Annotated in this window: 21 protein-coding genes; 9 read left to right on the top strand and 12 right to left on the bottom strand. The window is 62.9% G+C overall.

The window, feature by feature from the left end; genetic code table 11:
• Positions 1–76 precede the first annotated feature (76 nt).
• On the bottom strand, positions 77–889 hold the full coding sequence (gene tcdA, locus ACZ5M5_RS05965; protein WP_404943344.1) for a tRNA cyclic N6-threonylcarbamoyladenosine(37) synthase TcdA: 813 nt from the start codon (positions 887–889) through the stop codon (positions 77–79).
• A 285-nt stretch (positions 890–1,174) separates the two neighbouring features.
• Between tcdA and dapE the strand changes: the two genes are divergently transcribed.
• The 3 genes from dapE to ACZ5M5_RS05950 all read left to right on the top strand — a co-directional run bounded on the left by dapE (position 1,175) and on the right by ACZ5M5_RS05950 (position 3,597).
• A complete protein-coding gene (gene dapE / locus ACZ5M5_RS05960) occupies positions 1,175–2,326 on the top strand; it encodes a succinyl-diaminopimelate desuccinylase (protein ID WP_060739010.1) in 1,152 nt (383 codons plus the stop codon).
• The gene (locus ACZ5M5_RS05955; protein ID WP_060739011.1) at positions 2,326–3,135 is read left to right on the top strand and encodes a putative RNA methyltransferase; all 810 of its coding nucleotides are present in this window, start codon (positions 2,326–2,328) and stop codon (positions 3,133–3,135) included. Before dapE ends, ACZ5M5_RS05955 begins: the two co-directional genes overlap by 1 nt.
• 84 nt (positions 3,136–3,219) lie before the next feature.
• Positions 3,220–3,597, top strand: coding sequence for a hypothetical protein (locus ACZ5M5_RS05950; RefSeq protein WP_053182357.1), 378 nt, complete (start codon positions 3,220–3,222; stop codon positions 3,595–3,597).
• Between the two features lie 161 nt (positions 3,598–3,758).
• On the opposite strand, the gene ACZ5M5_RS05945 is transcribed toward ACZ5M5_RS05950, so the two are convergent.
• Positions 3,759–3,968, bottom strand: coding sequence for a cold shock domain-containing protein (locus ACZ5M5_RS05945; RefSeq protein ID WP_003198198.1), 210 nt, complete (start codon positions 3,966–3,968; stop codon positions 3,759–3,761).
• A gap of 234 nt (positions 3,969–4,202) precedes the next feature.
• On the opposite strand from ACZ5M5_RS05945, the gene plsB reads away from it, so the two are divergent.
• The 4 genes from plsB (at position 4,203) to ACZ5M5_RS05925 (ending at position 8,474) form a co-directional block, all read left to right on the top strand.
• A complete protein-coding gene (gene plsB, locus ACZ5M5_RS05940) occupies positions 4,203–6,701 on the top strand; it encodes a glycerol-3-phosphate 1-O-acyltransferase PlsB (RefSeq protein ID WP_060739012.1) in 2,499 nt (832 codons plus the stop codon).
• Positions 6,702–6,888: 187 nt separating this feature from the next.
• Positions 6,889–7,260, top strand: a complete 372-nt coding sequence (locus ACZ5M5_RS05935) for a hypothetical protein (RefSeq protein ID WP_464738766.1) — start codon at positions 6,889–6,891, stop codon at positions 7,258–7,260.
• A 95-nt stretch (positions 7,261–7,355) separates the two neighbouring features.
• A complete protein-coding gene (locus ACZ5M5_RS05930; protein ID WP_103307889.1) occupies positions 7,356–7,751 on the top strand; it encodes a YbaY family lipoprotein in 396 nt (131 codons plus the stop codon).
• Positions 7,752–7,784: 33 nt separating this feature from the next.
• Positions 7,785–8,474: a DUF4197 domain-containing protein gene (locus ACZ5M5_RS05925; protein WP_464738765.1), complete on the top strand. Its 690-nt coding sequence runs from the start codon at positions 7,785–7,787 to the stop codon at positions 8,472–8,474.
• A 136-nt stretch (positions 8,475–8,610) separates the two neighbouring features.
• Here ACZ5M5_RS05925 and ACZ5M5_RS05920 read toward each other — a convergent pair whose 3' ends face one another.
• Both ACZ5M5_RS05920 and ACZ5M5_RS05915 read right to left on the bottom strand, forming a co-directional pair.
• Positions 8,611–11,676 carry an efflux RND transporter permease subunit gene (locus tag ACZ5M5_RS05920; RefSeq protein WP_060739015.1) on the bottom strand — a complete coding sequence of 1,022 codons (3,066 nt, stop codon included), beginning with the start codon at positions 11,674–11,676 and terminating at the stop codon, positions 8,611–8,613.
• 6 nt (positions 11,677–11,682) lie between these two features.
• Positions 11,683–12,783, bottom strand: a complete 1,101-nt coding sequence (locus tag ACZ5M5_RS05915) for an efflux RND transporter periplasmic adaptor subunit (RefSeq protein WP_103307891.1) — start codon at positions 12,781–12,783, stop codon at positions 11,683–11,685.
• Positions 12,784–12,877: 94 nt separating this feature from the next.
• Between ACZ5M5_RS05915 and ACZ5M5_RS05910 the strand changes: the two genes are divergently transcribed.
• Positions 12,878–13,513: a TetR/AcrR family transcriptional regulator gene (locus tag ACZ5M5_RS05910; protein ID WP_060739017.1), complete on the top strand. Its 636-nt coding sequence runs from the start codon at positions 12,878–12,880 to the stop codon at positions 13,511–13,513.
• A gap of 125 nt (positions 13,514–13,638) precedes the next feature.
• On the opposite strand, the gene ACZ5M5_RS05905 is transcribed toward ACZ5M5_RS05910, so the two are convergent.
• A complete protein-coding gene (locus ACZ5M5_RS05905) occupies positions 13,639–14,421 on the bottom strand; it encodes a class I SAM-dependent methyltransferase (protein WP_060739018.1) in 783 nt (260 codons plus the stop codon).
• 91 nt (positions 14,422–14,512) lie between these two features.
• On the opposite strand from ACZ5M5_RS05905, the gene ACZ5M5_RS05900 reads away from it, so the two are divergent.
• The gene (locus ACZ5M5_RS05900; protein ID WP_060739019.1) at positions 14,513–15,133 is read left to right on the top strand and encodes a hypothetical protein; all 621 of its coding nucleotides are present in this window, start codon (positions 14,513–14,515) and stop codon (positions 15,131–15,133) included.
• Here ACZ5M5_RS05900 and ACZ5M5_RS05895 read toward each other — a convergent pair whose 3' ends face one another.
• From ACZ5M5_RS05895 to ppc, 7 genes are all read right to left on the bottom strand, one after another.
• Entirely contained in the window at positions 15,134–15,832 is a 699-nt protein-coding gene (locus ACZ5M5_RS05895) for an extensin-like domain-containing protein (protein WP_060739020.1), read from the bottom strand.
• A gap of 16 nt (positions 15,833–15,848) precedes the next feature.
• Positions 15,849–16,670 (bottom strand): isocitrate lyase/PEP mutase family protein, encoded by an 822-nt coding sequence (locus ACZ5M5_RS05890; protein WP_060739021.1) that lies wholly within the window; start codon positions 16,668–16,670, stop codon positions 15,849–15,851.
• Between the two features lie 33 nt (positions 16,671–16,703).
• Positions 16,704–17,564: a DUF72 domain-containing protein gene (locus ACZ5M5_RS05885; protein ID WP_464738764.1), complete on the bottom strand. Its 861-nt coding sequence runs from the start codon at positions 17,562–17,564 to the stop codon at positions 16,704–16,706.
• Positions 17,564–17,872 (bottom strand): hypothetical protein, encoded by a 309-nt coding sequence (locus ACZ5M5_RS05880; protein ID WP_060739023.1) that lies wholly within the window; start codon positions 17,870–17,872, stop codon positions 17,564–17,566. The genes ACZ5M5_RS05885 and ACZ5M5_RS05880 overlap by 1 nt, the downstream gene beginning before the upstream one ends.
• Before the next feature lie 316 nt (positions 17,873–18,188).
• Positions 18,189–18,866 (bottom strand): tRNA (adenosine(37)-N6)-threonylcarbamoyltransferase complex dimerization subunit type 1 TsaB, encoded by a 678-nt coding sequence (gene tsaB / locus ACZ5M5_RS05875; RefSeq protein ID WP_464738763.1) that lies wholly within the window; start codon positions 18,864–18,866, stop codon positions 18,189–18,191.
• 94 nt (positions 18,867–18,960) lie between these two features.
• Positions 18,961–19,608, bottom strand: a complete 648-nt coding sequence (gene adk, locus ACZ5M5_RS05870) for an adenylate kinase (protein WP_060739025.1) — start codon at positions 19,606–19,608, stop codon at positions 18,961–18,963.
• A 291-nt stretch (positions 19,609–19,899) separates the two neighbouring features.
• Positions 19,900–22,530 (bottom strand): phosphoenolpyruvate carboxylase, encoded by a 2,631-nt coding sequence (gene ppc, locus ACZ5M5_RS05865; RefSeq protein WP_464738762.1) that lies wholly within the window; start codon positions 22,528–22,530, stop codon positions 19,900–19,902.
• Positions 22,531–22,636: the final 106 nt, after the last annotated feature.

Below are 22,636 nucleotides of genomic sequence, written 5' to 3'. Positions count from 1 at the left end.
TTGGTGTACGCAAATACTGCATTCAGCCCGATCCCATGTGGGAGCGAGCTTGCTCGCGATGAGGCCATCAGCCCCCTCAAACCTGAGGCTTGGCCCTGTCAGCCGGTCGCCGCACACCCGCCACGATCTTATCCACAGCCTTGGTCGCCGCGACCATGCCAAACGTCGCCGTGACCATCATCACCGCACCAAACCCACCGGCGCAGTCGAGCTTGACGCCGTCGCCGACAAAACTCTTCTGCAAGCAAATGCTGCCGTCCGGCTTCGGATAGCGCAGTTGCTCGGTGGAGAATACGCAGGGCACGCTGTAGTGGCGGGTCACGGTGCGGGAGAAACCGTAGTCGCGGCGCAAGGTGGAGCGCACCTTGGAGGCCAGTGGATCGTTGAACGTACGGTTGAGGTCGCAAACCTGGATCAGCGTCGGGTCGATCTGCCCGCCCGCGCCGCCGGTGGTGATGATCTGGATCTTGCGGCGCTTGCACCAGGCGATCAGCGCAGCCTTGGCGTTGACGCTGTCGATGCAGTCGATCACGCAGTCGATGTTCGGCGTGATGTACTCGGCCATGGTGTCGCGGGTGACGAAGTCCGCCACCGCGTGCACCGTGCAGTCGGGGTTGATCCCCCGCAGCCGCTCGGCCATCACTTCGACCTTGGGTTTGCCGACGGTGCTGTCCAGGGCGTGCAACTGGCGGTTGGCGTTGCTGACACAGACATCGTCCAGATCGAACAGCGAAATCTCGCCCACGCCGCAACGGGCGATGGCTTCAGCCGCCCAGGAACCGACACCACCGACGCCGACGATCGCCACATGGGCCGCCCGCAGGCGTTCCAGGCCCTCAATGCCATACAAACGGGCGATGCCGGCAAACCGTGGATCTTCTGTACTCATGACCATTACCCCAAAAACCGGCGCGCATTATAGGGCTTTGTCTCGGCAATTTAAGCAAAACCTCTGTGGGAGCGAGCTTGCTCGCGATGGCGGTGTATCAGTCGACATCGATGCTGGCTGATCCAGCACCATCGCGAGCAAGCTCGCTCCCACAAGTTTTGTGTCACACACCGTCGGCATACTTGGGCCAATAGTGGTCGTTTTGCTATAAGATAACCGCCATTTTGCGCGAGCCAGCCCGCGCCTGCACAAGCCTTGCGTTCACACTATATTCCCGGAGTTTCCATGACGGCCCACGCCGACCTCTCGCCGACCCTGCAACTCGCCTGCGACCTGATCCGCCGTCCGTCCGTGACGCCCGTGGATGCCGATTGCCAGAAACTGATGATGCAGCGCCTGGGCAACGCGGGCTTCACGCTCGAGCCGATGCGCATCGAGGATGTGGATAACTTCTGGGCCAGCCATGGCAAGCATGACGGCCCGGTGCTGTGTTTCGCCGGACACACCGATGTGGTGCCGACCGGTCCGGTAAAGGCCTGGCAGCTCGACCCGTTCGATGCGGTCATCGACGAACAGGGCATGCTCTGCGGCCGTGGCGCGGCAGACATGAAAGGCAGCCTGGCGGCGATGGTCGTGGCGGCCGAACGGTTCGTCGCCGACTACCCGGACCACAAGGGCTCGCTGACCTTCCTGATCACCAGCGATGAAGAAGGCCCGGCCCACCACGGCACCAAAGCCGTGGTCGAACGCCTCAAGGCCCGCCAGGAACGACTGGACTGGTGCATCGTCGGCGAGCCGTCGAGCACCACCTTGGTGGGCGATGTGGTCAAGAACGGCCGGCGCGGCTCCCTCGGCGCAAAACTGACCGTGCGCGGCAAGCAAGGCCACGTGGCTTATCCACACCTGGCGAAGAACCCGATCCACCTGGCCGCGCCCGCCTTGGCCGAATTGGCCGCCGAGCATTGGGACCACGGCAACGACTTCTTCCCGCCGACCAGTTTCCAGATCTCCAATCTCAATTCCGGCACCGGCGCGACCAACGTGATCCCCGGAGACCTGGAAGCGGTCTTCAACTTCCGCTTCTCCACCGAGTCCACCGTCGAAGGCCTGCAACAGCGCGTCGCCGCCATCCTCGACAAGCATCAACTGGACTGGCACATCGACTGGGCCTTGTCCGGCCTGCCGTTCCTCACCGAACCGGGCGCACTGCTCGATGCGGTGTCGTCGAGCATCCGGGATGTCACCGGGCGCGAGACCCAGGCGTCCACCAGCGGCGGCACGTCCGACGGTCGCTTCATCGCCACCATGGGCACGCAAGTCGTGGAACTCGGGCCGGTCAACGCGACCATCCACCAGGTCAACGAGCGCGTGCTGGCCGCCGATCTCGACGTGCTGACCGAGATCTACTACAAGACGCTGATCAAGTTGCTCGCCTGATGCTCGCCTGCCCGATCTGCAGTGAACCGCTGAACGCGGTGGACAACGGCGTGGTGTGCCCCGCCGGTCACCGCTTCGACCGCGCGCGGCAGGGTTACCTGAACCTGCTGCCGGTGCAGCACAAGAACAGCCGCGACCCCGGTGACAACCAGGCGATGGTCGAAGCCCGCCGCGACTTTCTCAACGCCGGGCACTACGCCCCGGTCGCCCGGCGCCTGGCGGAACTGGCCGCCGAGCGCACACCCGGGCGCTGGCTGGACATCGGCTGCGGCGAGGGTTACTACACCGCACAGATCGCCGAGGCGTTGCCCCAGGCCGATGGCTATGCCCTGGACATTTCCCGCGAGGCGGTCAAGCGCGCCTGCAAACGCAACCCGCAACTGACCTGGTTGATCGCCAGCATGGCCCGAGTGCCGTTGGCGGACGGTTGCTGCCAGTTCCTGGCCAGCGTGTTCAGCCCGCTGGACTGGCAAGAGGCCAAGCGCCTGCTCAGCCCCGGCGGCGGCCTGATGAAGGTCGGCCCCACCGCCGGCCACCTGATGGAGTTGCGCGAGCGCCTGTACGACGAAGTACGCGCCTACACCGACGACAAGCACCTGGCCCTGGTGCCGTCGGGCATGGTGCTGGATCACAGCGAAACCCTCGAATTCAAGCTGACCCTCGACAATGGCCAGGATCGCGCCAACCTGCTGGCCATGACGCCCCACGGTTGGCGCGCCAGCGCCGAACGCCGCGCCAGCGTGATCGAGCAGGCCGAGCCATTCGAGGTCACGGTGTCGATGCGCTACGATTATTTCGTTCTTCAATAACCTTTTTGATTCCGGGCCCCGGGCAACCGTTCGGGGCCAGTTAAATCCGCGAATGGATTTTTCAAGACCGCAGCGAGGACATCCATGCGCCAACCCGATATCGAGATTTACCTCAAAGACGCCGACGTCGACCACAAGGCCATCGCCGCCTGGCTCGGCCAGGCCCTGGGCCCGTGCAGTGACTGGGTACAGAAAGGCCAGACCTACAAGTGCAAGGCCGGCAGCATCCCAGTGACCTGGCTGCCCAAGGCCGTGGGCAAATGGAACAGCCTGTACCTGGAAAGCGACCAGACCCCGTGGGAAGACGACATCGCCTGCGCCCGCGCCGCCTTCGCCGCACTGAACGTCGAAGTGCGCTGCGCGCCTGGGTCATGGGTGGAGGAAGAAGGGGAAGAATCGGCGGACCGCTGGATTCGCATCAGCGCCGATGGGGAAGAAGAGATTACCTGGAAGACGGCGTGACACCCGTCTCAGGCCCGGCCTAGACCCAATGCGTGGGAGCACTGTGGGAGCAAAGCTTGCTCGCGATGGCTGAGGTACATTCAACATTGATGCAAGCTGACCTGCCACTATCGCGAGCAAGCTTTGCTCCCACAGGGGATCTACTATGGCTTCAAGTGGGTTTACAACCCCACCACATCCTCAGCCTGCAAGCCCTTCTGCCCTTCCACGACCGCGTACTCGACCTGCTGGCCTTCGGTCAGGGAACGGTGGCCTTCACCGCGGATGGCGCGGTAATGCACGAACACATCCGCCCCGCCTTCGCGTTGGATGAAGCCGTACCCCTTGGCGTCGTTGAACCACTTCACACTGCCGGTTTCCCGTGCTGCCATGATGCTCACTCCCATTTTTATCTTATAAGTCGACTTTTCGATGGAAAGCCGTACGAACTTTCACCACCGTCTGGCCGTCCATGGGAGGCCGGGGCGGTAACCTGCCGAGTATATGACACACGGAAAAACTCTCAACTGACTTTACTTCGGCGCTTTTTTGCCGATTTTCGATGAATCCGGCACACTAGCGGGCCCGAGCAGCCGCTCGGTTTTATCCACTCATGCAGAAGCCGTATGACCCGCTCCCCGTTCCGCCGTCTTGTGTTTGGCACCCTGCGCCGACTGTTGTACCTCTGGGTTCGCTCCGAGACCATCAACCAGTCGTCCTTTACCCTCAACCTCGACCGCAGTCGTCCGGTGTTCTACGTCCTGCAAGACCCTTCGCTCACCGACCTGGCGGTGCTCGACACCGAATGCACCAAGGCCGGCCTGCCCCGTCCGGTGCTGCCGGTCTCGGTGGGTAACCTGCTGGAGCCAGCGGCGTTTTTCTACCTGACGCCGGCACCGGACTGGATCGGGCGCCAGGACAAGCGCGGTGCGCCGCCTACCTTGACCCGATTGGTCGACGCCCTGACCCACAATGCCGCCGAAGACGCGCAGATCATCCCGGTCAGCGTGTTCTGGGGCCAGTCGCCCGACAGCGAATCCAGCCCCTGGAAGCTATTGTTCGCCGACAGCTGGGCCGTCACCGGGCGCTTGCGCCGCCTGTTGAGCATCATGATCCTGGGGCGCAAGACCCGCGTGCAATTCTCCGCACCGATCCACCTGCGCGAACTGATCGAACACGACAAGGGCCACGAACGCACCGTGCGCATGGCCCAGCGGATCCTGCGGGTGCACTTTCGCAACTTGAAAGCGGCGGTCATCGGCCCCGACATCTCCCACCGACGCAACCTGGTCAAGGGTCTGTTGAACCAGCCGCTGGTCAAGCAGGCGATTGCCGAGGAAGCCGAACGGGAAAAGATCTCCCCGGAAAAAGCCAAGGCCCAGGCCCTGCGCTACGGCAACGAGATCGCCTCGGACTACACCTACACCGCGATCCGTTTCCTGGAGGTGGTGCTGAGCTGGTTCTGGAACAAGATCTACGATGGCATCAAGGTCAACCACATCGAAGGCGTGCAGAACGTCGCCCAGGGCCACGAAGTCATCTATGTGCCGTGCCACCGCAGCCACATCGACTACCTGCTGCTGTCGTACCTGCTGTTTCGCAACGGCCTGACGCCACCGCACATCGCCGCCGGCATCAACCTCAACATGCCGGTGATCGGTGGCCTGCTGCGCCGAGGCGGGGCGTTCTTCATGCGCCGCACCTTCAAGGGCAACCCGCTCTACACCGCGGTGTTCAACGAATACCTGCACACGCTGTTCACCAAGGGTTTCCCGGTGGAGTACTTCGTCGAGGGCGGTCGCTCGCGCACCGGGCGCATGCTGCAACCCAAGACCGGCATGCTCGCCATCACCCTGCGCAGCTTCCTGCGCTCGTCGCGCATGCCCATCGTGTTCGTGCCGGTCTACATCGGTTATGAGCGGGTGCTGGAAGGCCGCACCTACCTGGGCGAACTGCGCGGGGCCAGCAAGAAGAAGGAATCGATCTTCGACATCTTCAAGGTCATCGGCGCCCTCAAGCAGCGCTTCGGCCAGGTGGCGGTGAACTTCGGCGAACCGATCAAGCTGGCGGAATTTCTCGACGGCGAACAACCCGGTTGGCGCCAACAGGAACTGGGCCCGCAATTCAAACCGGCCTGGCTCAACGCAACCACCCATCGCCTCGGCGAGCGCGTGGCCCGGCACCTGAACGAAGCCGCGGCCATCAACCCGGTCAACCTTGTCGCCCTGGCACTGCTGTCCACCAGCCGCCTGGCCCTGGACGACCGCGCCATGGCGCGAGTGCTCGACCTGTACCTGGCGTTGCTGCGCAAAGTCCCGTACTCGCCCCACACCACCCTGCCCGAAGGCGATGGCCAAGCGCTGATCGAACACGTGAAGGGCATGGACCTGCTGTCGGAACAGAGCGATGCCTTGGGCAAGATTCTGTACCTGGACGAGCAGAACGCGGTGCTGATGACCTACTACCGCAACAACGTGCTGCACATCTTCGCCCTGCCGGCGTTGCTGGCGAGCTTCTTCCAGAGCAGCTCGCGCATGAGCCGCGAACAGATCCTGCGCTACACCCATGCGCTGTACCCGTACCTGCAATCGGAGTTGTTCATTCGCTGGTCGCTGGCAGAGCTGGACGGCGTGGTCGACCAATGGCTCGACGCGTTTGTCGAACAGGGCCTGCTGCGTTTCGAAAACGACCTGTACCTGCGTCCGGCGCCAAGTTCACGGCACTTCGTGCTGCTGACCCTGCTGTCCAAAAGCATTGCCCAGACCTTGCAGCGCTTCTACATGACCGTCTCGCTGCTGCTCAACAGCGGTCAGAACAGCGTCAGCGCCGAAGAACTGGAAGACCTCTGCACCGTCATGGCCCAGCGCCTGTCGATCCTCCATGGCCTGAACGCACCGGAATTCTTCGACAAGAGCCTATTCCGCCACTTCATCCAGACGATGCTGGACCTGGATGTGCTGCGCCGCGACGAGGCCGGCAAACTCAGCTACCACGAATTGCTGGGCGAACTGGCCGAAGGCGCGGCCAAGCGGGTGCTGCCGGCGGAGATTCGCCTGTCGATTCGCCAGGTGGCGTTGCATCGCAGTGAAGATGCGGCGGAGATCGCCGTCAGCCCCGACCTTTGACATTTGCCGATCACTCACCCTGAACATGGAACGGTTCTGGTGAGTGTTTCGGTCAATCGGCAGGCGTACTCCGACGCTGCGCAGCGGCCAAGGCGACGTCAAACGAAGAAAAGACCTACAGAGAACTTTGGAGCAGGCCTCTAGGATGAGCCCACGTCAATGTCGACGTATTGAAAAGGAATTCAACATGAACATCATCACCCTCACCCTGCAACTGCCCGCAGGCTACGAACTCCCGGAAGCCGGCCGTGCCGAAATCAGTGTTCGAAATGCCGACGGTGTGCAGATCAGCACCAGTGGCGGCCAGGGCTCCAACATGGCGCCAGGGGAGCCGCTCCAGCAGCCTTGGCAATATCGCTTCCAGATCAATTCCGAGAGGGCGTCCGTCGGCGATAAGCTCTCGGTAAAGGTGCAAATGTACCAAGGTGATACCGCTCTTTTCCTTGATACCGAACAGGCCTTCACCTGGGATGGCGGCGATCAACACGTTGACATCCCCCTGAGCCTGGCGCCAGCATCGCTGGCTGAAACTGTTCAAGCGCCCGTGTTCGGTTCCTGAACCGCGACGTTACGCAGGGATGCTTGGACGCAAATCCGCTAAATGCTCGTTGACGCCCATGTGTGGCTGGCGTCAACGAGCCAGGTGCTTCCCCCATGAAAAGACTCGCTCTGCTTGCATCCATGGCCTTGCTGGCCGCCTGCCAATCGACAACACCACCCGCCGCGTCCCTCGACGGCGAAGTCTTCTATCTGCAACGCATCGCCCTGCCGCCCAACGCTACCTTGAGTGTTAGCCTGCAGGACGTTTCCCTGGCCGACGCTCCTGCGGTGGTGCTCGATGAACAGAGCGGCCCGATCAAAGGCCAGGTCCCGCTGCCGTTCCACCTCAGTTATGATCCCGCACAGGTCAAGCCCGGCCATCGTTATGCCGTGAGCGCCCGCATCGAAGTGGATGGCCAGTTGATGTTCATCACCACCGAACAACACGCCGTGCAACTCGATGGCAAGGATCCGCAGCCGTTGAAGATCCGCGTCAACGCCGCACGCTGATTGCTTTTTCCAACTTTTTTCAAGGACGCCATCATGCTCCGCTCTACCCTCCGTTTCACCGGCCTGTGCGCGGGCCTGTTGATCTGCGCCAATGCCATGGCCCTGTCCCTGGGCGACCTGTCGCAACAAGATGCCTCGGGCGGCCTCAAGGACGCCTTGACCCAAGGCGCACAGGTGGCGGTCAAGCAACTGGGCACACCCGGCGGCTTCAGCAACAACCCGGATGTGAAAATCGAACTGCCAGGCAAGCTGGGCAAAGTCGCCAGCAAAATGAAGGCCTTCGGCATGGGTGAACAGGTCGATCAACTGGAAACCAGCATGAACCAGGCTGCCGAGGCCGCCGTGGTCCAGGCCCAGCCGATCCTGGTCAATGCCGTGAAGAACATGAGCGTGAGCGATGCCAAGGGCATCTTGAGCGGCGGCAACGACTCGGCCACGCAATACCTGAACAAGAGCAGCCGCGAGCAGATCCGCGCCAAGTTCCTGCCCATCGTCAAGCAAGCCACCGACAAGGTCGGCCTGGCCCAGAAATACAATGCCTTCGCCGGCCAGGCCGCGACGTTCGGCGTGCTGGACGCCAAAAGCGCCAACATCGAGAACTACGTGACCGAACAGGCGCTGGATGGGTTGTTCGAAATGATCGGCAAGCAGGAAGCCACCATTCGCCAGAACCCGGCGGCGGCGGCGACCAGTTTGGCCAAGAAAGTCTTCGGCACCCTCTGAGCCCCAACCCAAAACAATTGTGGGAGCGAGCTTGCTCGCGATAGCGGTATCAGCTTCAACATCTTTGTTGGCTGTTGCACCGCTATCGCGAGCAAGCTCGCTCCCACATTGGATCTGCGCTGGTCGCTGGATCGGTTCAGGTTTTCTTGACCCTGAACCACGCCGCATACAACGCCGGCAGGAACAACAGCGTCAACGCCGTGGCCACGATCAAGCCGCCCATGATCGCCACCGCCATCGGCCCGAAGAACAGGCTGCGTGACAGTGGGATCATCGCCAGCACTGCGGCCAGTGCGGTGAGCACAATCGGGCGGAAGCGGCGCACCGTGGCTTCGATGATCGCCTGCCAGGGCGCCAGGCCAGCCTTGATGTCCTGTTCGATCTGGTCCACCAGGATCACCGAGTTGCGCATGATCATCCCCGACAGCGCAATAGTGCCGAGCATGGCGACGAAGCCGAACGGCTGGCGGAACACCAACAGGAACAGCGTGACGCCGATCAACCCCAGGGGTGCGGTGAGAAACACCATGGCCGTGCGGGAAAAACTGCGCAGTTGCAGCATCAGCAACGTCAGCACCACCACAATGAACAACGGTACACCGGCATTCACCGATTTCTGGCCGCGGGCCGAATCCTCCACCGTACCGCCCACCTCCAACAGGTAACCGTCCGGCAGTTCGGCACGAATCGGCTCCAGGGTCGGGAAGATCTGCTGGACCAGGGTCGCCGGTTGTTCCTTGCCATAGATATCGGCCCGCACGGTTACGCTCGGCAGGCGGTTGCGGTGCCAGATCACGCCCTCTTCGAAACCGTACTCCAGGGTTGCGATCTGCGACAGGGCCACGCTCTGGCCGTTGTCGGTTGGCACCGCCAGGCTCGGCAGCAACGACAGCTCGGTGCGTTCATGCACCGTACCGCGCAGCAGGATTTCGATCAGTTCGTTGTCCTCCCGGTACTGGCTGACGCTGGAGCCGGTGAGGGAGCTGCGCAGGAAACTCGCCAGGTCGGTGGTGCTGACACCCAGGGCCCGGGCGCGGTCCTGATCGACGTTCAAGTACACCACCTTGCTCGGTTCTTCCCAATCCAGGTGCACATTGACCACGTAGGGGTTTTCGCGAACTTTCGTCGCCACTTTCCGCGCCAGGGCCCGGACTTCTTCGATGTGCTCACCCGTGACGCGGAACTGCACCGGATAGCCGACCGGCGGGCCGTTTTCCAGGCGCGTGACCCGCGAGCGCAGGGTCGGGAATTGTTCGTTCAGGGTGGTGATCAACCAACTGCGCAACGGCTCGCGGTCTTCGATGGTCTTGGCCAGCACCACGAACTGGGCAAAGCTGGAAGCCGGCAGTTGTTGATCCAGCGGTAGATAGAAACGCGGTGAACCGGTACCGACGTAGGCCACGTAGTTGTCGATGCCGGCATGGTCCTTGAGCAGCGCTTCCAGGCGCTTGACCTGCTCGGCGGTATTGCTCAGGGAGGCGCCTTCCTGGAGCTTCAAGTCGACCATCAACTCCAGCCGCCCCGATGCCGGGAAGAACTGTTGCGGCACGAACCGGAACAACACCACCGAGCCGACGAACAACAGCACGGTCAGCAGGATGACGGTTTTGCGCCGACGCACGCACCATTCCACCATCCGCCGGACACGCTGATAAAACGGCGTGCCATAAGGGTCGGTCTGGCCGTCAGTCGTGCCGTGTTTGGCCGCATGAATTTTCGCCAGGTCTGGCAGGAGCTTTTCCCCCAGGTACGGCACGAACACCACGGCGGCCACCCAGGACGCCAGCAACGCCAGGGTCACCACCTGGAAAATCGAACGGGTGTACTCACCGGTGCCCGATTGTGCGGTAGCGATCGGCAGGAAGCCCGCCGCCGTGATCAACGTACCGGTGAGCATCGGGAATGCGGTGCTGGTCCAGGCGAAGCTGGCGGCCTTGATCCGGTCGAAGCCCTGCTCCATCTTGATCGCCATCATCTCCACCGCAATGATCGCGTCGTCCACCAGCAGCCCCAGGGCCAATACCAGCGCGCCGAGGGAAATCTTGTGCAGGCCGATCCCCAGGTAATACATGGCGGCGAACGTCATCGCCAGCACCAGCGGGATCGCCAGGGCCACCACCATCCCGGTGCGCAACCCCAGGGAGAAGAAGCTCACCAGCAACACAATCGTCAGCGCTTCCACCAGCACTTGGACAAACTCTCCGACCCCGGTCTTCACCGCCGCCGGCTGGTCCGAAACCTTGCGCAATTGCATGCCGGCCGGCAGGGTGTTCTGGATACGGGCAAAGTCGGCTTCAAGGGCCTTGCCCAGAATCAGGATATCCCCGCCTTCCTTCATCGCCACGGCCAGGCCGATGGCGTCCTCGCCCATGAAGCGCATGCGTGGCGCGGGCGGGTCGTTGAAACCACGGCGCACATCCGCCAGGTCGCTGATGCGGAACGTACGATCGCCGACCCGGATCGGGAAGTTGCGGATCTCTTCCACCGTCTGGAAATTCCCCGAAACCCGCAGTTGCAAGCGCTCGCTGCCAGTTTCGAAGAAACCGGCAGTGGAAACCGTGTTCTGCTCTTCAAGGGCCTGCTGGACTGCGGCCAAGGGCAGGCCGAGGGTCGCCAGCTTCACGTTCGACAACTCGATCCAGATCTTCTCGTCCTGCAAGCCGAGCAGCTCGACCTTGCCCACGTCCTTGACCCGCTGCAGCTGGAGCTGGATGCGATCGGCGTAGTCCTTGAGCACGGCGTAGTCGAAGCCGTCGCCGGTCAGTGCGTAGATATTGCCGAAGGTGGTCCCGAACTCGTCGTTGAAGAACGGCCCCTGGATACCCGGCGGCAAGGTGTGGCGGATATCGCCGACCTTCTTGCGCAACTGGTACCACAGCTCGGGAATCTGTGCCGAATGCAGGGAGTCGCGGGCCATGAAGGTCACCTGGGATTCCCCGGGGCGGGAGAACGAGACGATTTTCTCGTAGTCACCGGTTTCCATCAGTTTCTTTTCGATGCGCTCAGTGACTTGCCGCGAAACTTCCTCGGCCGTGGCGCCTGGCCAGTTGGTGCGGATCACCATGGCCTTGAAGGTGAACGGCGGGTCTTCGCTCTGACCGAGCTTGGTGTAGGAAAGCGCACCGACGATGGCCAGCAACAACATCAGGAACAGTACGATCTGGCGGTTACGCAGCGCCCATTCGGAAAGATTGAAACCCATCGCGGATTACTCCTTGGCCGTCAGGTTGACCACGCGGTTGGAGCGATCCACCGGCCGCACCTGCTGGCCGTCGAGGAGCACATGCACGCCAGCAGCCACCACCCAGTCATCGGGACTGAGGCCTTCCAGCACCGGCACCGTCTTTTCGCCGAAGGCACCGACCCGCACCGGGACTTTTTTCAAGGTGTTGTTGGCGTTGACCACCCAGACATACGTCGCGCCGTTTTCAGCCGTCAGGGCCGACAAGGGCACCGACAGCGGCACCTTGTCGGCGGTCTGGATAAACACCCGCGCGCTCTGGCCCAACTCGGCCGGAACGCTGCCGGCGGTGAAGGCCACGCGGGCGGCGAAGGTACGGGACTTGGGGTCCGCGGCGGGTGACAGTTCGCGAATACGCCCGCTGAAACGCTGGTCGGGCTGGCTCCACAGTTCGACCGAGACCGGCTGGCCGATCTTGAACCGGCCAAACCCCTGTTCCGGCAGACTGATCAGCACCTCACGCTCACCGTCGGTGGCCAGGGTGAAGACCGTTTGCCCGGCCGAGACCACCTGCCCGACTTCAACCGAACGCCGGGCCACCACGCCATCCTGGGGCGCACGCAACACCGAATAGCTGGCCTGGTTGTTGGCGACATCGAACTCGGCCTTGATCTGCTTGAGCCGTGCGGTGCCGGAGCGATAAAGGTTTTCGGCGTTGTCGTACTGGGAGCGGCTGACCATCTGCCGCTCCATCAAGGTTTTATAGCGGTCACGCTCGGCGCGGACCAGGTTCAGGTTGGCCTCGGCGGCGGCGACCTGGGCACGGGTCGCTTCCAGTTGCAGGCGCACATCTTCGGGATCGAGCTCGGCCAACGGTTGATTGGCCTTGACCCGCTGACCCTCTTCCACCAGTCGCCGGCTCACCTTGCCGCCAATGCGAAAGGCCAGGTCGGGCTCGAAACGCGCCCGCACTTCGCCAGGGTAACTGTCCATCGCCTGGGCCGACGGCTCGGGCTTGACCACCATGGCGGGGCGCACGGCGACGGGCACCGGCTCGTCATGACCGCACGCAGACAATAAAAAAACCAGGGCGACTGGCACGGCGAGGGGCAGGGCATAGCGGAACATGACGAGTGACCTTTCGCTAATGGTGCTTGGAATAATTATACTGGCGAGTATGTTATTAATAGCAAACTCACCAGTCCAGTATTAAAGCGAAGAAATGTCGAACAATCCGTCACCCTCCAGCGGCCCTGGTCGCCCCAAGGATCTGGCCAAGCGCCAGGCCATTCTCGACGCGGCGAAACGCCTGTTCCTGAGCATGGGTTATGCCAATACCAGCATGGACGCCGTGGCCACCGAGGCCGGGGTTTCTAAACTGACGGTCTATAGCCATTTCAACGACAAGGAGACGCTGTTTTCCGCTGCCGTGATGGCCAAATGCGAAGAGCAGGTGCCACCGCTGTTTTATGAATGGCCCGACGGCGTTCCGATCGAACGGGTGTTGTTGAACATCGCCCGCGGGTTCAACCAATTGATCAACAGCGACGAATCCTTGAACCTGCATCGACTGATCATGGCCCTGGGCAGCCAGGACCCGAACTTGTCGACGATTTTCTACGAAGCAGGCCCACAGCGGATGCTCTCAGGCATGGAGCGGCTGCTGACCAAGGTCAACCAGAGCGGTGCCCTGAGCATCGATAAACCGCGCAATGCCGCCGAGCATTTCTTCTGCCTGATCAAGGGCGCGGCGAATTTCCGGTTGTTGTCTGGCTGCGGCGAACCCCAGGAACCGGAAGCGGCCGAGGCTCATGTGCAGGAAGTGGTGGGGTTGTTCATGCGGGCTTATCGGCCGTAGCTCGACCGGTAGCTTTTCGCGGGCTGGAAGGGCCTCATCGCGAGCAAGCTCGCTCCCACAGGGTTTGATGTGCACCACAGTTCCAATGTGGGAGCGAGCTTGCTCGCGATGCAGGCGACCCGGCCTCAGGGCTTGAGCGCTTTCTTCGGGTAGATGTCGTAGCGACTGGATTTGCCATCGAGCCCATGGCTCGGCTTCGGCCCTTCGATGCACGGAGCTTTGCGTGGGCGCTTGACCACCACCCGGTGCGTCGCCAGGGCCAGGGCCGCGGCGAGCAGTGCCGGGGCGTCCGGGTCATCGCCCACCAGGGGGCGGAACAGGCGCATTTCCTTCTTCACCAGGGCGGTTTTCTCACGATGAGGGAACATCGGGTCGAGGTAGATCACCTGGGGCGGTTCGCCTTCCCAGTTGCGCATCACCTCGATGGAGTTGCCCTTGAGCAAACGCATGCGCGCCACGATCGGCGCCACCTCGAAGTCCTCCGCCCCACGGGCCAGGCCATCCTCCAGCAAGGCGCCAATCAGCGGCTGGCGCTCGATCAGGCTCATGTCGCAGCCCAGGCTGGCCAGCACAAACGCATCCTTGCCCAACCCGGCCGTGGCATCCAGCACCCGCGGACGCACGCCCTGGGCGATGCCGACCGCCTTGGCGATCATCTGGCCGCTGCCGCCGCCGTACAAGCGCCGATGGGCCGCACCGCCTTCGACGAAGTCCACGCGCACCGGCCCGGGTGCATCCGGGCCCAACTGCTGCAATTGCAACCCCTGCTCACCGACCTGCAAGGCAAACTCGCCATCGTCCCCTTGCAAAGGCAGGCCAAGCCGCTCGGCCCAGTGTTCGGCCTGCGGTTGGAAGGCCGGGGCCAGGGCCTCGACATGGATGCGACAGGCCGCGGGTTGTTCATTCATGGAAACATGCTCAAAAAATTAAGGATCGGCAAAAACGGCCGATAACAACGGTGAACGGCATTTTGCCAGAGCTGAGCGTCGACCGAGAAAAATGTCAGACATTCAATCCACATCGATAGGCGTTATCTCCCCTTACGGCGATTACAGCCTGCGTAACACCCAAGCGCTGAGCGGCGTCAGTCACCTGTGGCAGGACTTTTTTGCCCGGGCCCTGGCCGATCAACTGGGTGATAACGCACCGGCGCCTGGCAGCTACCAGCCAGTGCCCCTCGATGAGGCTGTTGAACCGACCCTCGGCGCCGAGCTGCTGGCGCACATCGTCAGCCAGCGCACCTGTGAAGTGACCGACACGCCGGTCAAGCCGCCTGAACCGCTGTTCCTGCCCATCGCCGAATTCGAACTCGACCTGCTGGACAAGCCCTTCCCGCCCTTCCCGCCGGAAGAAATCGCCGCCCAGCAAAAACAGCAGACCTTCGAAAGCAACTGGGTTCGCCCACTCGTCCTCGCCGCCGGCCAACCGCTGCCAGAACCAGGCCCGGCGCCACAACCGCGCCCATTGCACCTGCCGATCGCCGAGTTCGAACTCGACCTGCTGGACAAACCGTTCCCACCTTTCCCGGAAGAAGAACGGGTGGCGCAACAGAAACAACTGGACTTCGACACCCGCTGGGCGCGTCCGATCGTGCTGCAGAACCTGCGCATCGCCGCCTGATCAGCGACAGATCCACCATGGCCCCACGTCCAGATGAAAATGGTTGCGGTGCGCCGCGTTGTAATCCGGACTCAACACCACACTGAACATATCGCAGGCGCCGTCCCGTGCCTGACGCAGAAAGCGCGCATCGGCATTGTCCTTGGGCCAGTCCCTGAGCACGCTGATCGTGCGCCCATCGGCCAGGCGAAACCCGGCGATATCCAACGCACTGGCGGTGGCGTGCTGGCTACGCGCACCGCTCTCACGACCGTACATGTTGCGACAGGCGAAACTGCCGAGGTGATCGACCCGCGTCACTCTCTGCCCGTAGGCCGCCACTGCCGCCGGCTGCAACCCATGGCGCTCGAACAGCGCGAACGCCACCGCCAGCGGGCAACTGGCGAGGAAACTGCTGCTCAGCGCCACCTCACCGCCCTGCACCCTCAACACGTTGGTCAACGGGCACGACGTATTGGCGCCGCTGTCGGCCTGGCGCGCGGTGCGCAGCCCCGAGGTGGCGAGGGCCTGGTCACACAACTGCGGATCATTGCGCAGGGCCATGAGTTTGAAGCGGGTCAGCAGGTTGGGCGCGAGATTGACGTCCAAGGGCGCCCAGGGATTCCATTGGGGCGGCAGCGCCACCCAGCCACGCCATACCGCCAGCACGGCAAAGCCAACGAGCAGTGCTACGATCGCAAGAGCTTTCAAAAACCGCACGACAATGCCTCGGGCATCAACCCTTGAATAATTGGTTGGCCTGCTTGAACGGCATCGAGCGGCGCGTGAAGGTGAACGTGCCCTGCTCCTGGATTTCCTCGGCGGCGCGGAAGAACTCGCCATACGCGGCCAGGGCCAGCGCCGACCCGACGCTGATGCGCTTGACGCCCAACTCGCTCAACTGCGCGACGGTCAGGTCCAGCGCCCCGGACATCAGTACATTCACCGGTTTCGGTGCCACGGCCTGCACCACTGCGAGCACTTGCCCGGCGCTGCTCAGCCCCGGGGCGTACAGCACGTCGGCCCCCGCCTCCGCGAAAGCCTTCAAGCGGCGAATGGTGTCGTCCAGATCCAGATTGCCGTGCAGGAAGTTTTCCGCCCGGGCCGTCAGCAGGAAGGGATACGGCAAGCTGCGCACGGCCTCGGCGGCGGCCTTGACCCGCGCCACGGCGTGGTCGAAGCAATAGATCGGACTGTCTTCACGCCCCGTGGCATCCTCGATCGAACCACCCACCGCACCGGCCTGCGCCGCACGGAGCAGGTTACGCGCGCAATCCTCGGGGGCATCGGCAAAACCGTTCTCCAGGTCGACGGCCACCGGCAGGTCAGTGGCCGCCACAATCGCCCGTACGTTAGCCAACGTGTCCTCCAGACCCAGCGCGCCGTCGGGTCGGCCCAAGGAAAAGGCATGACCGGCACTGGTGGTGGCCAAGGCTTCAAAGCCGAGGCTGGCCAGCATCTTGGCCGAGCCGGCATCCCACGGGTTGGGAATGACAAAGGCCCCTTCGCGTTCGTGCAAGGCCTTGAACGCCTGGGCTCGACGAGTTTGCGCATCCATGTAGTTCGCTCCTGAGCAGAGAGGAAGTGGGCCTCAGAGCAAACCCAGTTGCTCGGCGGCGGGCTCTCTGTATAGCGCAGGTAGGGCCGGCAAGCCAGGCAATCGACTCATCAAACGTTCGTGAAAGCGTTGCGCGAGCCGGGCCGCCAGCCGGTTGTCGGCAGTATGCAGGAAGATGTAAGGCGTGCGCCCCTCTTCGATCCAGTCGGCGATTTTCTCCACCCAGGGCGTCAGGAACGGCTCGTTGGCTTCCAGCACCGGATGGCCGATGAAGCGCACTTGCGGGCATTGCGTGAACGCCGCCGGCCGGGGTGGCACGCGGGGCTTTTTCGATTGCGCGTGAAGCACCGCGGGATCAAGGGAGGTGCAACTGAACAAGGCCCGGGGATCGAGGCAGATGCGTTCGACGCCGCGATCGAGCAACAGCCGATTGAGGCGCCGCTCGGCGTCGCCCTTGGCAAAGAACTCATCGTGACGGACTTCCACGGCCAAAGGGCGCTGCAAGGCGTCGATGAACCCTGCCAGTTCCGCTAACCGGTTCGGGGTGAAGGCCTTGGACAGTTGCAGCCAGTACGGCGCGACGCGCTCGCCCAGGGGGCTGAGCAGTTGCAGGAAGGTGTCGGTGGCCGTCAGGCGCTCGCGCAAGTCGCCATTGTGGCTGATGTCACCGGGAAACTTGGCGGTGAAACGAAAGTGCTCGGGCATGATGTCGGCCCAGCGCTGGACCGTGGCCGCAGACGGGCTGGCATAGAAGGTCGTATTGCCTTCCACGGCATTGAACACTTGGGAATAGAGATTGAGGAAGTCGGTGCTTTTGGCGTCCTGGGGATAAAGGTAATCGCGCCAGGCGTTTTCGCTCCAGGACGGACAGCCCAGGTAGTAAGGCAAGACCATCAGATGTAGAGATCGAGTCCCAGCACTTCCATATCCCAATCGACGAAACCGGCGGTGCTCAGGTAGCTCGCCAGGGCCGTGGCGACACTGCGGCTCATCGCACGGTGATAAATCATGTCTTGCTGACGGGCGGGAAGATTGCTCAGGCGTTGCGCGGAAGCTTTGGCGGCGCGGGCGGCCAGTTGCTCCTCGGACGGAAACTCCAGGTCGCCTTCGATATCATCGAAGTTTTCCGGCTCAGTGGCTTTACCCGCACGAGGCCGACGCTTGATGGGGTAGGACTGGGATGGAAAGCCGTCTATACGCATAACAGAATGCTCGGTATCAATGATGGCAATTTAGCGGCACTTTCGCAGCCGCGCAAATGCGCAAGTGATAACTAGAACACATAAAGTCAAAAAGGTTTAAAAACGGGCCGAAAAAGTGACGACTGGCAATATTGAGTGTGACTTCTGGAGGCGCAAATGACTTTGTGGCGAGGGAGCTTGCTCCCGCTGGGCTGCAAAGCAGCCCCAATACCAGGACCAGAATGGTGCGAATGAGACTTAAGGGCCGCTTCGCGCCCCAGCGGGAGCAAGCTCCCTCGCCACAACGGTGCTCGCTTGAATACCCGTCGCTGTCGAGTTACCGCTCGGACTTGGGTGTTGCAACCTTGTCTCGCAGGTACACCGGCTGCGCATCATCGGCGGGAATGGCTTCGCCCCGTGCCCAGGCAAAGCGGGCCAGGGCCAGCAAGTCTTCGGCGTGAGGCAGCAGGGTGGCGTCCTGGCCGGTCAGGCTGACGGCGATGCGCTCGCTGTAACCCCAACCGGTGCCGGCGCCGAACCACTCACCGTCGGCCCCGCTTGGCAACGCCGCAGCCTCGGGTGGCAATACCGCCTCAGAACCGACCAGGCGCATCTCGCCGTCGGTTTCGCAGTAGCAGCCCCAGTACACCTCGTCCATACGCGCATCGATGGCCGCCGCCACCTGGCGGGCGCCGTGCTCACGCATCGCCCGCTGGGCCAGCACCGCCAGGTTCGAGACCGGCAACACCGGCCGCTCCAGGGCAAAGGCCAGCCCCTGCACTACACCGATGGCAATGCGCACGCCAGTAAAAGCCCCTGGCCCGCGCCCGAAGGCAATCGCGTCCACCGCCTGCAAGCTCGTCCCGGCGTCGCTCAACAGTCGCTGGATCATCGGCAACAATTTCTGCGCATGCAGGCGCGGGATCACCTCGTAATGGCTCGTGACCTTGCCGTCGTGCAGCAAGGCAACGGAGCAAGCTTCGGTCGCGGTGTCCAGGGCCAGCAAGGTGCTCATCGATGTGTCCGTAAATCAGGTGGGAAAAAAGTGCGCCAGTATAAACAACTACGGCCCGCAAGCGGGCCGTAGTTGATGCAGCTGATCAGACTTTTCAGCTCAAGGCTGCAAGCACCTTGGCCGTGATCGCTTCAACCGAACCGACACCTTCGATGTGGCTGTACTTCGGCTTGCCATTGGCAGCCGACAGTTTCTGGTAGAAATCCACCAGCGGCTTGGTCTGGGAATGGTAGACCGACAGGCGATGACGCACGGTTTCTTCGGTGTCGTCCTTGCGCTGCACCAGGTCTTCACCCGTCACGTCGTCCTTGCCTTCGGTTTTCGGCGGATTGTAGACGGTGTGGTAAACGCGACCGGAAGGCTCATGAACGCGTCGACCGGCAATGCGCTGGACGATTTCCTCGTCTTCGACGGCAATTTCAACCACCGCATCCAGCTCGACACCAGCCGTCACCAGGGCTTCAGCCTGGGGAATGGTGCGCGGGAAGCCATCGAACAGGAAGCCATTGGCGCAGTCGGATTGAGCGATGCGATCCTTGACCAGGGCGATGATCAGGTCATCCGACACCAGGCCGCCGGCATCCATGATGCTCTTGGCTTGAACGCCCAGTGGAGTGCCCGCCTTGACCGCGGCGCGCAGCATGTCGCCAGTGGAGATTTGCGGGATACCGAATTTTTCGGTGATGAACTTTGCCTGAGTACCTTTACCGGCCCCGGGAGCTCCCAGCAGAATGACGCGCATCGATGTGCTCCTCAATTTTTTTATGTAAAACGCTCGGATTCGCCTCGTGGGGCCAATCTTCGAAAAACAGGATCGTGACCGCCCAAACGGCCAAAGGCTGATCAAGATACACAGCAGGCCCGACCCACACAAGCCGCCGAAAGTCGGAGTAACCCGCGCCCGATACGACCTTCGGAGGGGGTGGCGAGCGTCGCAACCGAACAACAAACTGTCGCCTGCTCGACCTGCGCCCTCCCCTGGCGGACAGCGCCCGGGAACGCCGGACGAGCCGTTTCGGTGCGCTGCCTGATGTTAGCCGGTATTGCGCAAACCGGCGGCAATTCCCGCCACAGACACCAGCAACGCCTGTTCCACGGGGCTGCCCTGGGCCACATCCTGCTGCCGCGAGCGCGCCAACAGCTCGGCCTGCAACAGGTGCAACGGGTCGAGGTAGGTGTTGCGCAGGCGAATGAATTCCAGCGTGGCTGGGCTATGTGCCAGTAGCTGCGACTGACCGGTCAAGCCAAGGACCACCGAGCAGGCCTGCGACAATAGGTCGCGTAAATGCGCACCCAAAGGCAGCAGCCCAGGTTCCACCAAACGCTCGTCGTAAGAGCGCGCGATATCGGCGTCGGCCTTGGCCAGCACCATCTCCAGCATATCGATGCGGGTCCGGAAGAATGGCCATTGCTCGCGCATCTGCCCCAGCAACTCACCTTCGCCGCGTTCCAGGGCCTTGCTCAGCGCGGTTTCCCAGCCGAGCCAGGCCGGCAGCATCAGGCGGGTCTGGGTCCAGCCGAAGATCCACGGGATCGCCCGCAGGCTTTCGATGCCGCCGGCCCGACGCTTGGCCGGACGGCTGCCCAGGGGCAGGCGCCCGAGTTCCTGCTCGGGGGTGGACTGGCGGAAGTACTCGACGAATTGTGGGTTCTCCCGCACCACGGCGCGGTAGGCACTCACGCCGTCGGCCGCCAGTTCGTCCATCAAGTTCCGCCACTGCGGCGTGGGTGGCGGCGGTGGCAGCAACGTCGCTTCAAGCACCGCGGCGAGGTAAAGATTGAGGTTCTGTTCGGCGATGTCCGGTAGGCCGAATTTGAAACGAATCATTTCGCCTTGTTCGGTGGTGCGGAAACGCCCGGCCACCGAACCGGGTGGCTGGGACAGGATCGCCGCGTGCGCCGGACCGCCACCACGGCCCACGGTGCCGCCACGCCCGTGGAACAACAGCAGTTCGACTTGCTGCTCGCGGCAGATGTCCACCAGCCGCTCCTGGGCCCGATACTGTGCCCAGGCCGCCGCCGTGGTTCCGGCATCCTTGGCCGAGTCGGAATAGCCGATCATCACTTCCTGGGGGCCTTGCAGTCGTGAGCGATAGCCGGGCAGCAACAACAACCGCTCGATCACCGGCCCGGCGTTGTCCAGGTCGGCCAGGGTTTCGAACAGCGGCACCACGCGCATCGGCCGCAACACGCCGGCGTCCTTCAACAACAACTGCACGGCGAGGACATCGGAAGCCGCACCAGCCATGGAGATCACATAGGAACCCAGGGACGCCGCCGGCGCCGCCGCCACTTCACGGCACGTCGCCAACACTTCCGCGGTGTCGGCCGAGGGCTTGAAATGGGCCGGCAACAGCGGGCGCCGGTTGTTCAGCTCCTCGAGCAGGAAGCTGATGCGCTGCTCCTCGTTCCAATCCTCATAGCGGCCCAGGCCCAAGTAGTCGGTTATTTCCGTCATGGCGGCGCTATGACGCGTCGAGTCCTGGCGCACATCGAGGCGCACCAGGAACAAGCCGAAGGTCACGGCCCGGCGCAGGCAATCGAGCAACGGCCCGTCGGCAATCACGCCCATGCCGCACTCGTGCAGGGAGTGGTAGCACAGCTCCAAGGGGTCCAACAGTTCGCGGTTGTGCTGCAGCACCTCGGCGCTGGCTGGCGTGGCGGCACTCAAGGAGGCGTGGGCCCAGTTGCGGGTGGCGCGCAGGCGTTCACGCAATTGCTTGAGCACGGCGCGATACGGTTCGGCGCTGTCGCCGGCCTGGGCACGCAAGGCCTCACTGGCGTTTTGCATGGACAGCTCGGCCGCCAGTTGGTCGACGTCACGCAGGTACAGGTCCGCCGCCATCCACCGCGCCAGCAACAGCACCTCGCGGGTCACGGCGGCAGTGACATTCGGGTTGCCGTCACGGTCGCCGCCCATCCACGAGGCAAAGCGGATCGGCGCGGCCTCCAGCGGCAGACGCAGGCCGGTGGCGGCATGCAGGGCCTGGTCGGCCTTGCGCAGGTAATTGGGGATGGCCTGCCACAGCGAATGCTCGATCACCGCGAACCCCCACTTGGCTTCGTCCACCGGGGTCGGCCGGGTGCGGCGGATCTCTTCGGTGTGCCAGGCTTCGGCGATCAAGCGTTGCAGCCGTTCGTGAATCTGCGCGCGCTCGGCGCTGGTCAGGTCGCGGTGATCCTGGCCGGCCAATTGCGCGGCGATGGCGTCGTATTTCTGGATCAGCGTACGGCGAGCCACTTCCGTGGGGTGGGCCGTGAGGACCAGTTCGATCTCCAGGCGCCCCAACTGCCGGGCCAGGGCCTCGGCACCATGGCCCTCGGCCCGCAACCGGGCGAGCAGCTCGGGCAGGACCCGTGCCTCGAAGGGCGCCGGTTGCGACTCGTCGCGACGGTGGATCAGTTGGTACTGTTCGGCAATGTTGGCGAGGTTGAGAAACTGGTTGAACGCTCGCGCCACCGGCAGCAATTCGTCCTCGCTCAGTTGGTTGAGGCTGGCGCTGAGTTCGGCGTCCACGGAGCCGCGTCGGTCAGCCTTGGCCCCCTTGCGGATCTGCTCGATCTTGTCGAGAAACGTGTCCCCGTACTGTTCGCGGATGGTATTGCCCAGCAGTTCGCCGAGCAGGTGGACATCCTCGCGCAAGCGGGCATCGATATCGGTCATCAGCATTTCTCCAGCAAAAAAGTCCGGACAGCTCTTGGCTTAGAAGAGTGCCGATGCCCGTCGCTTATGACAAGCGACGAAGGGACTTTAAACCTTGTCCAACAAA

This window comes from Pseudomonas sp. Van50 (assembly GCF_055390755.1).
This window is presented reverse-complemented; position numbering and strand designations above follow the sequence as displayed.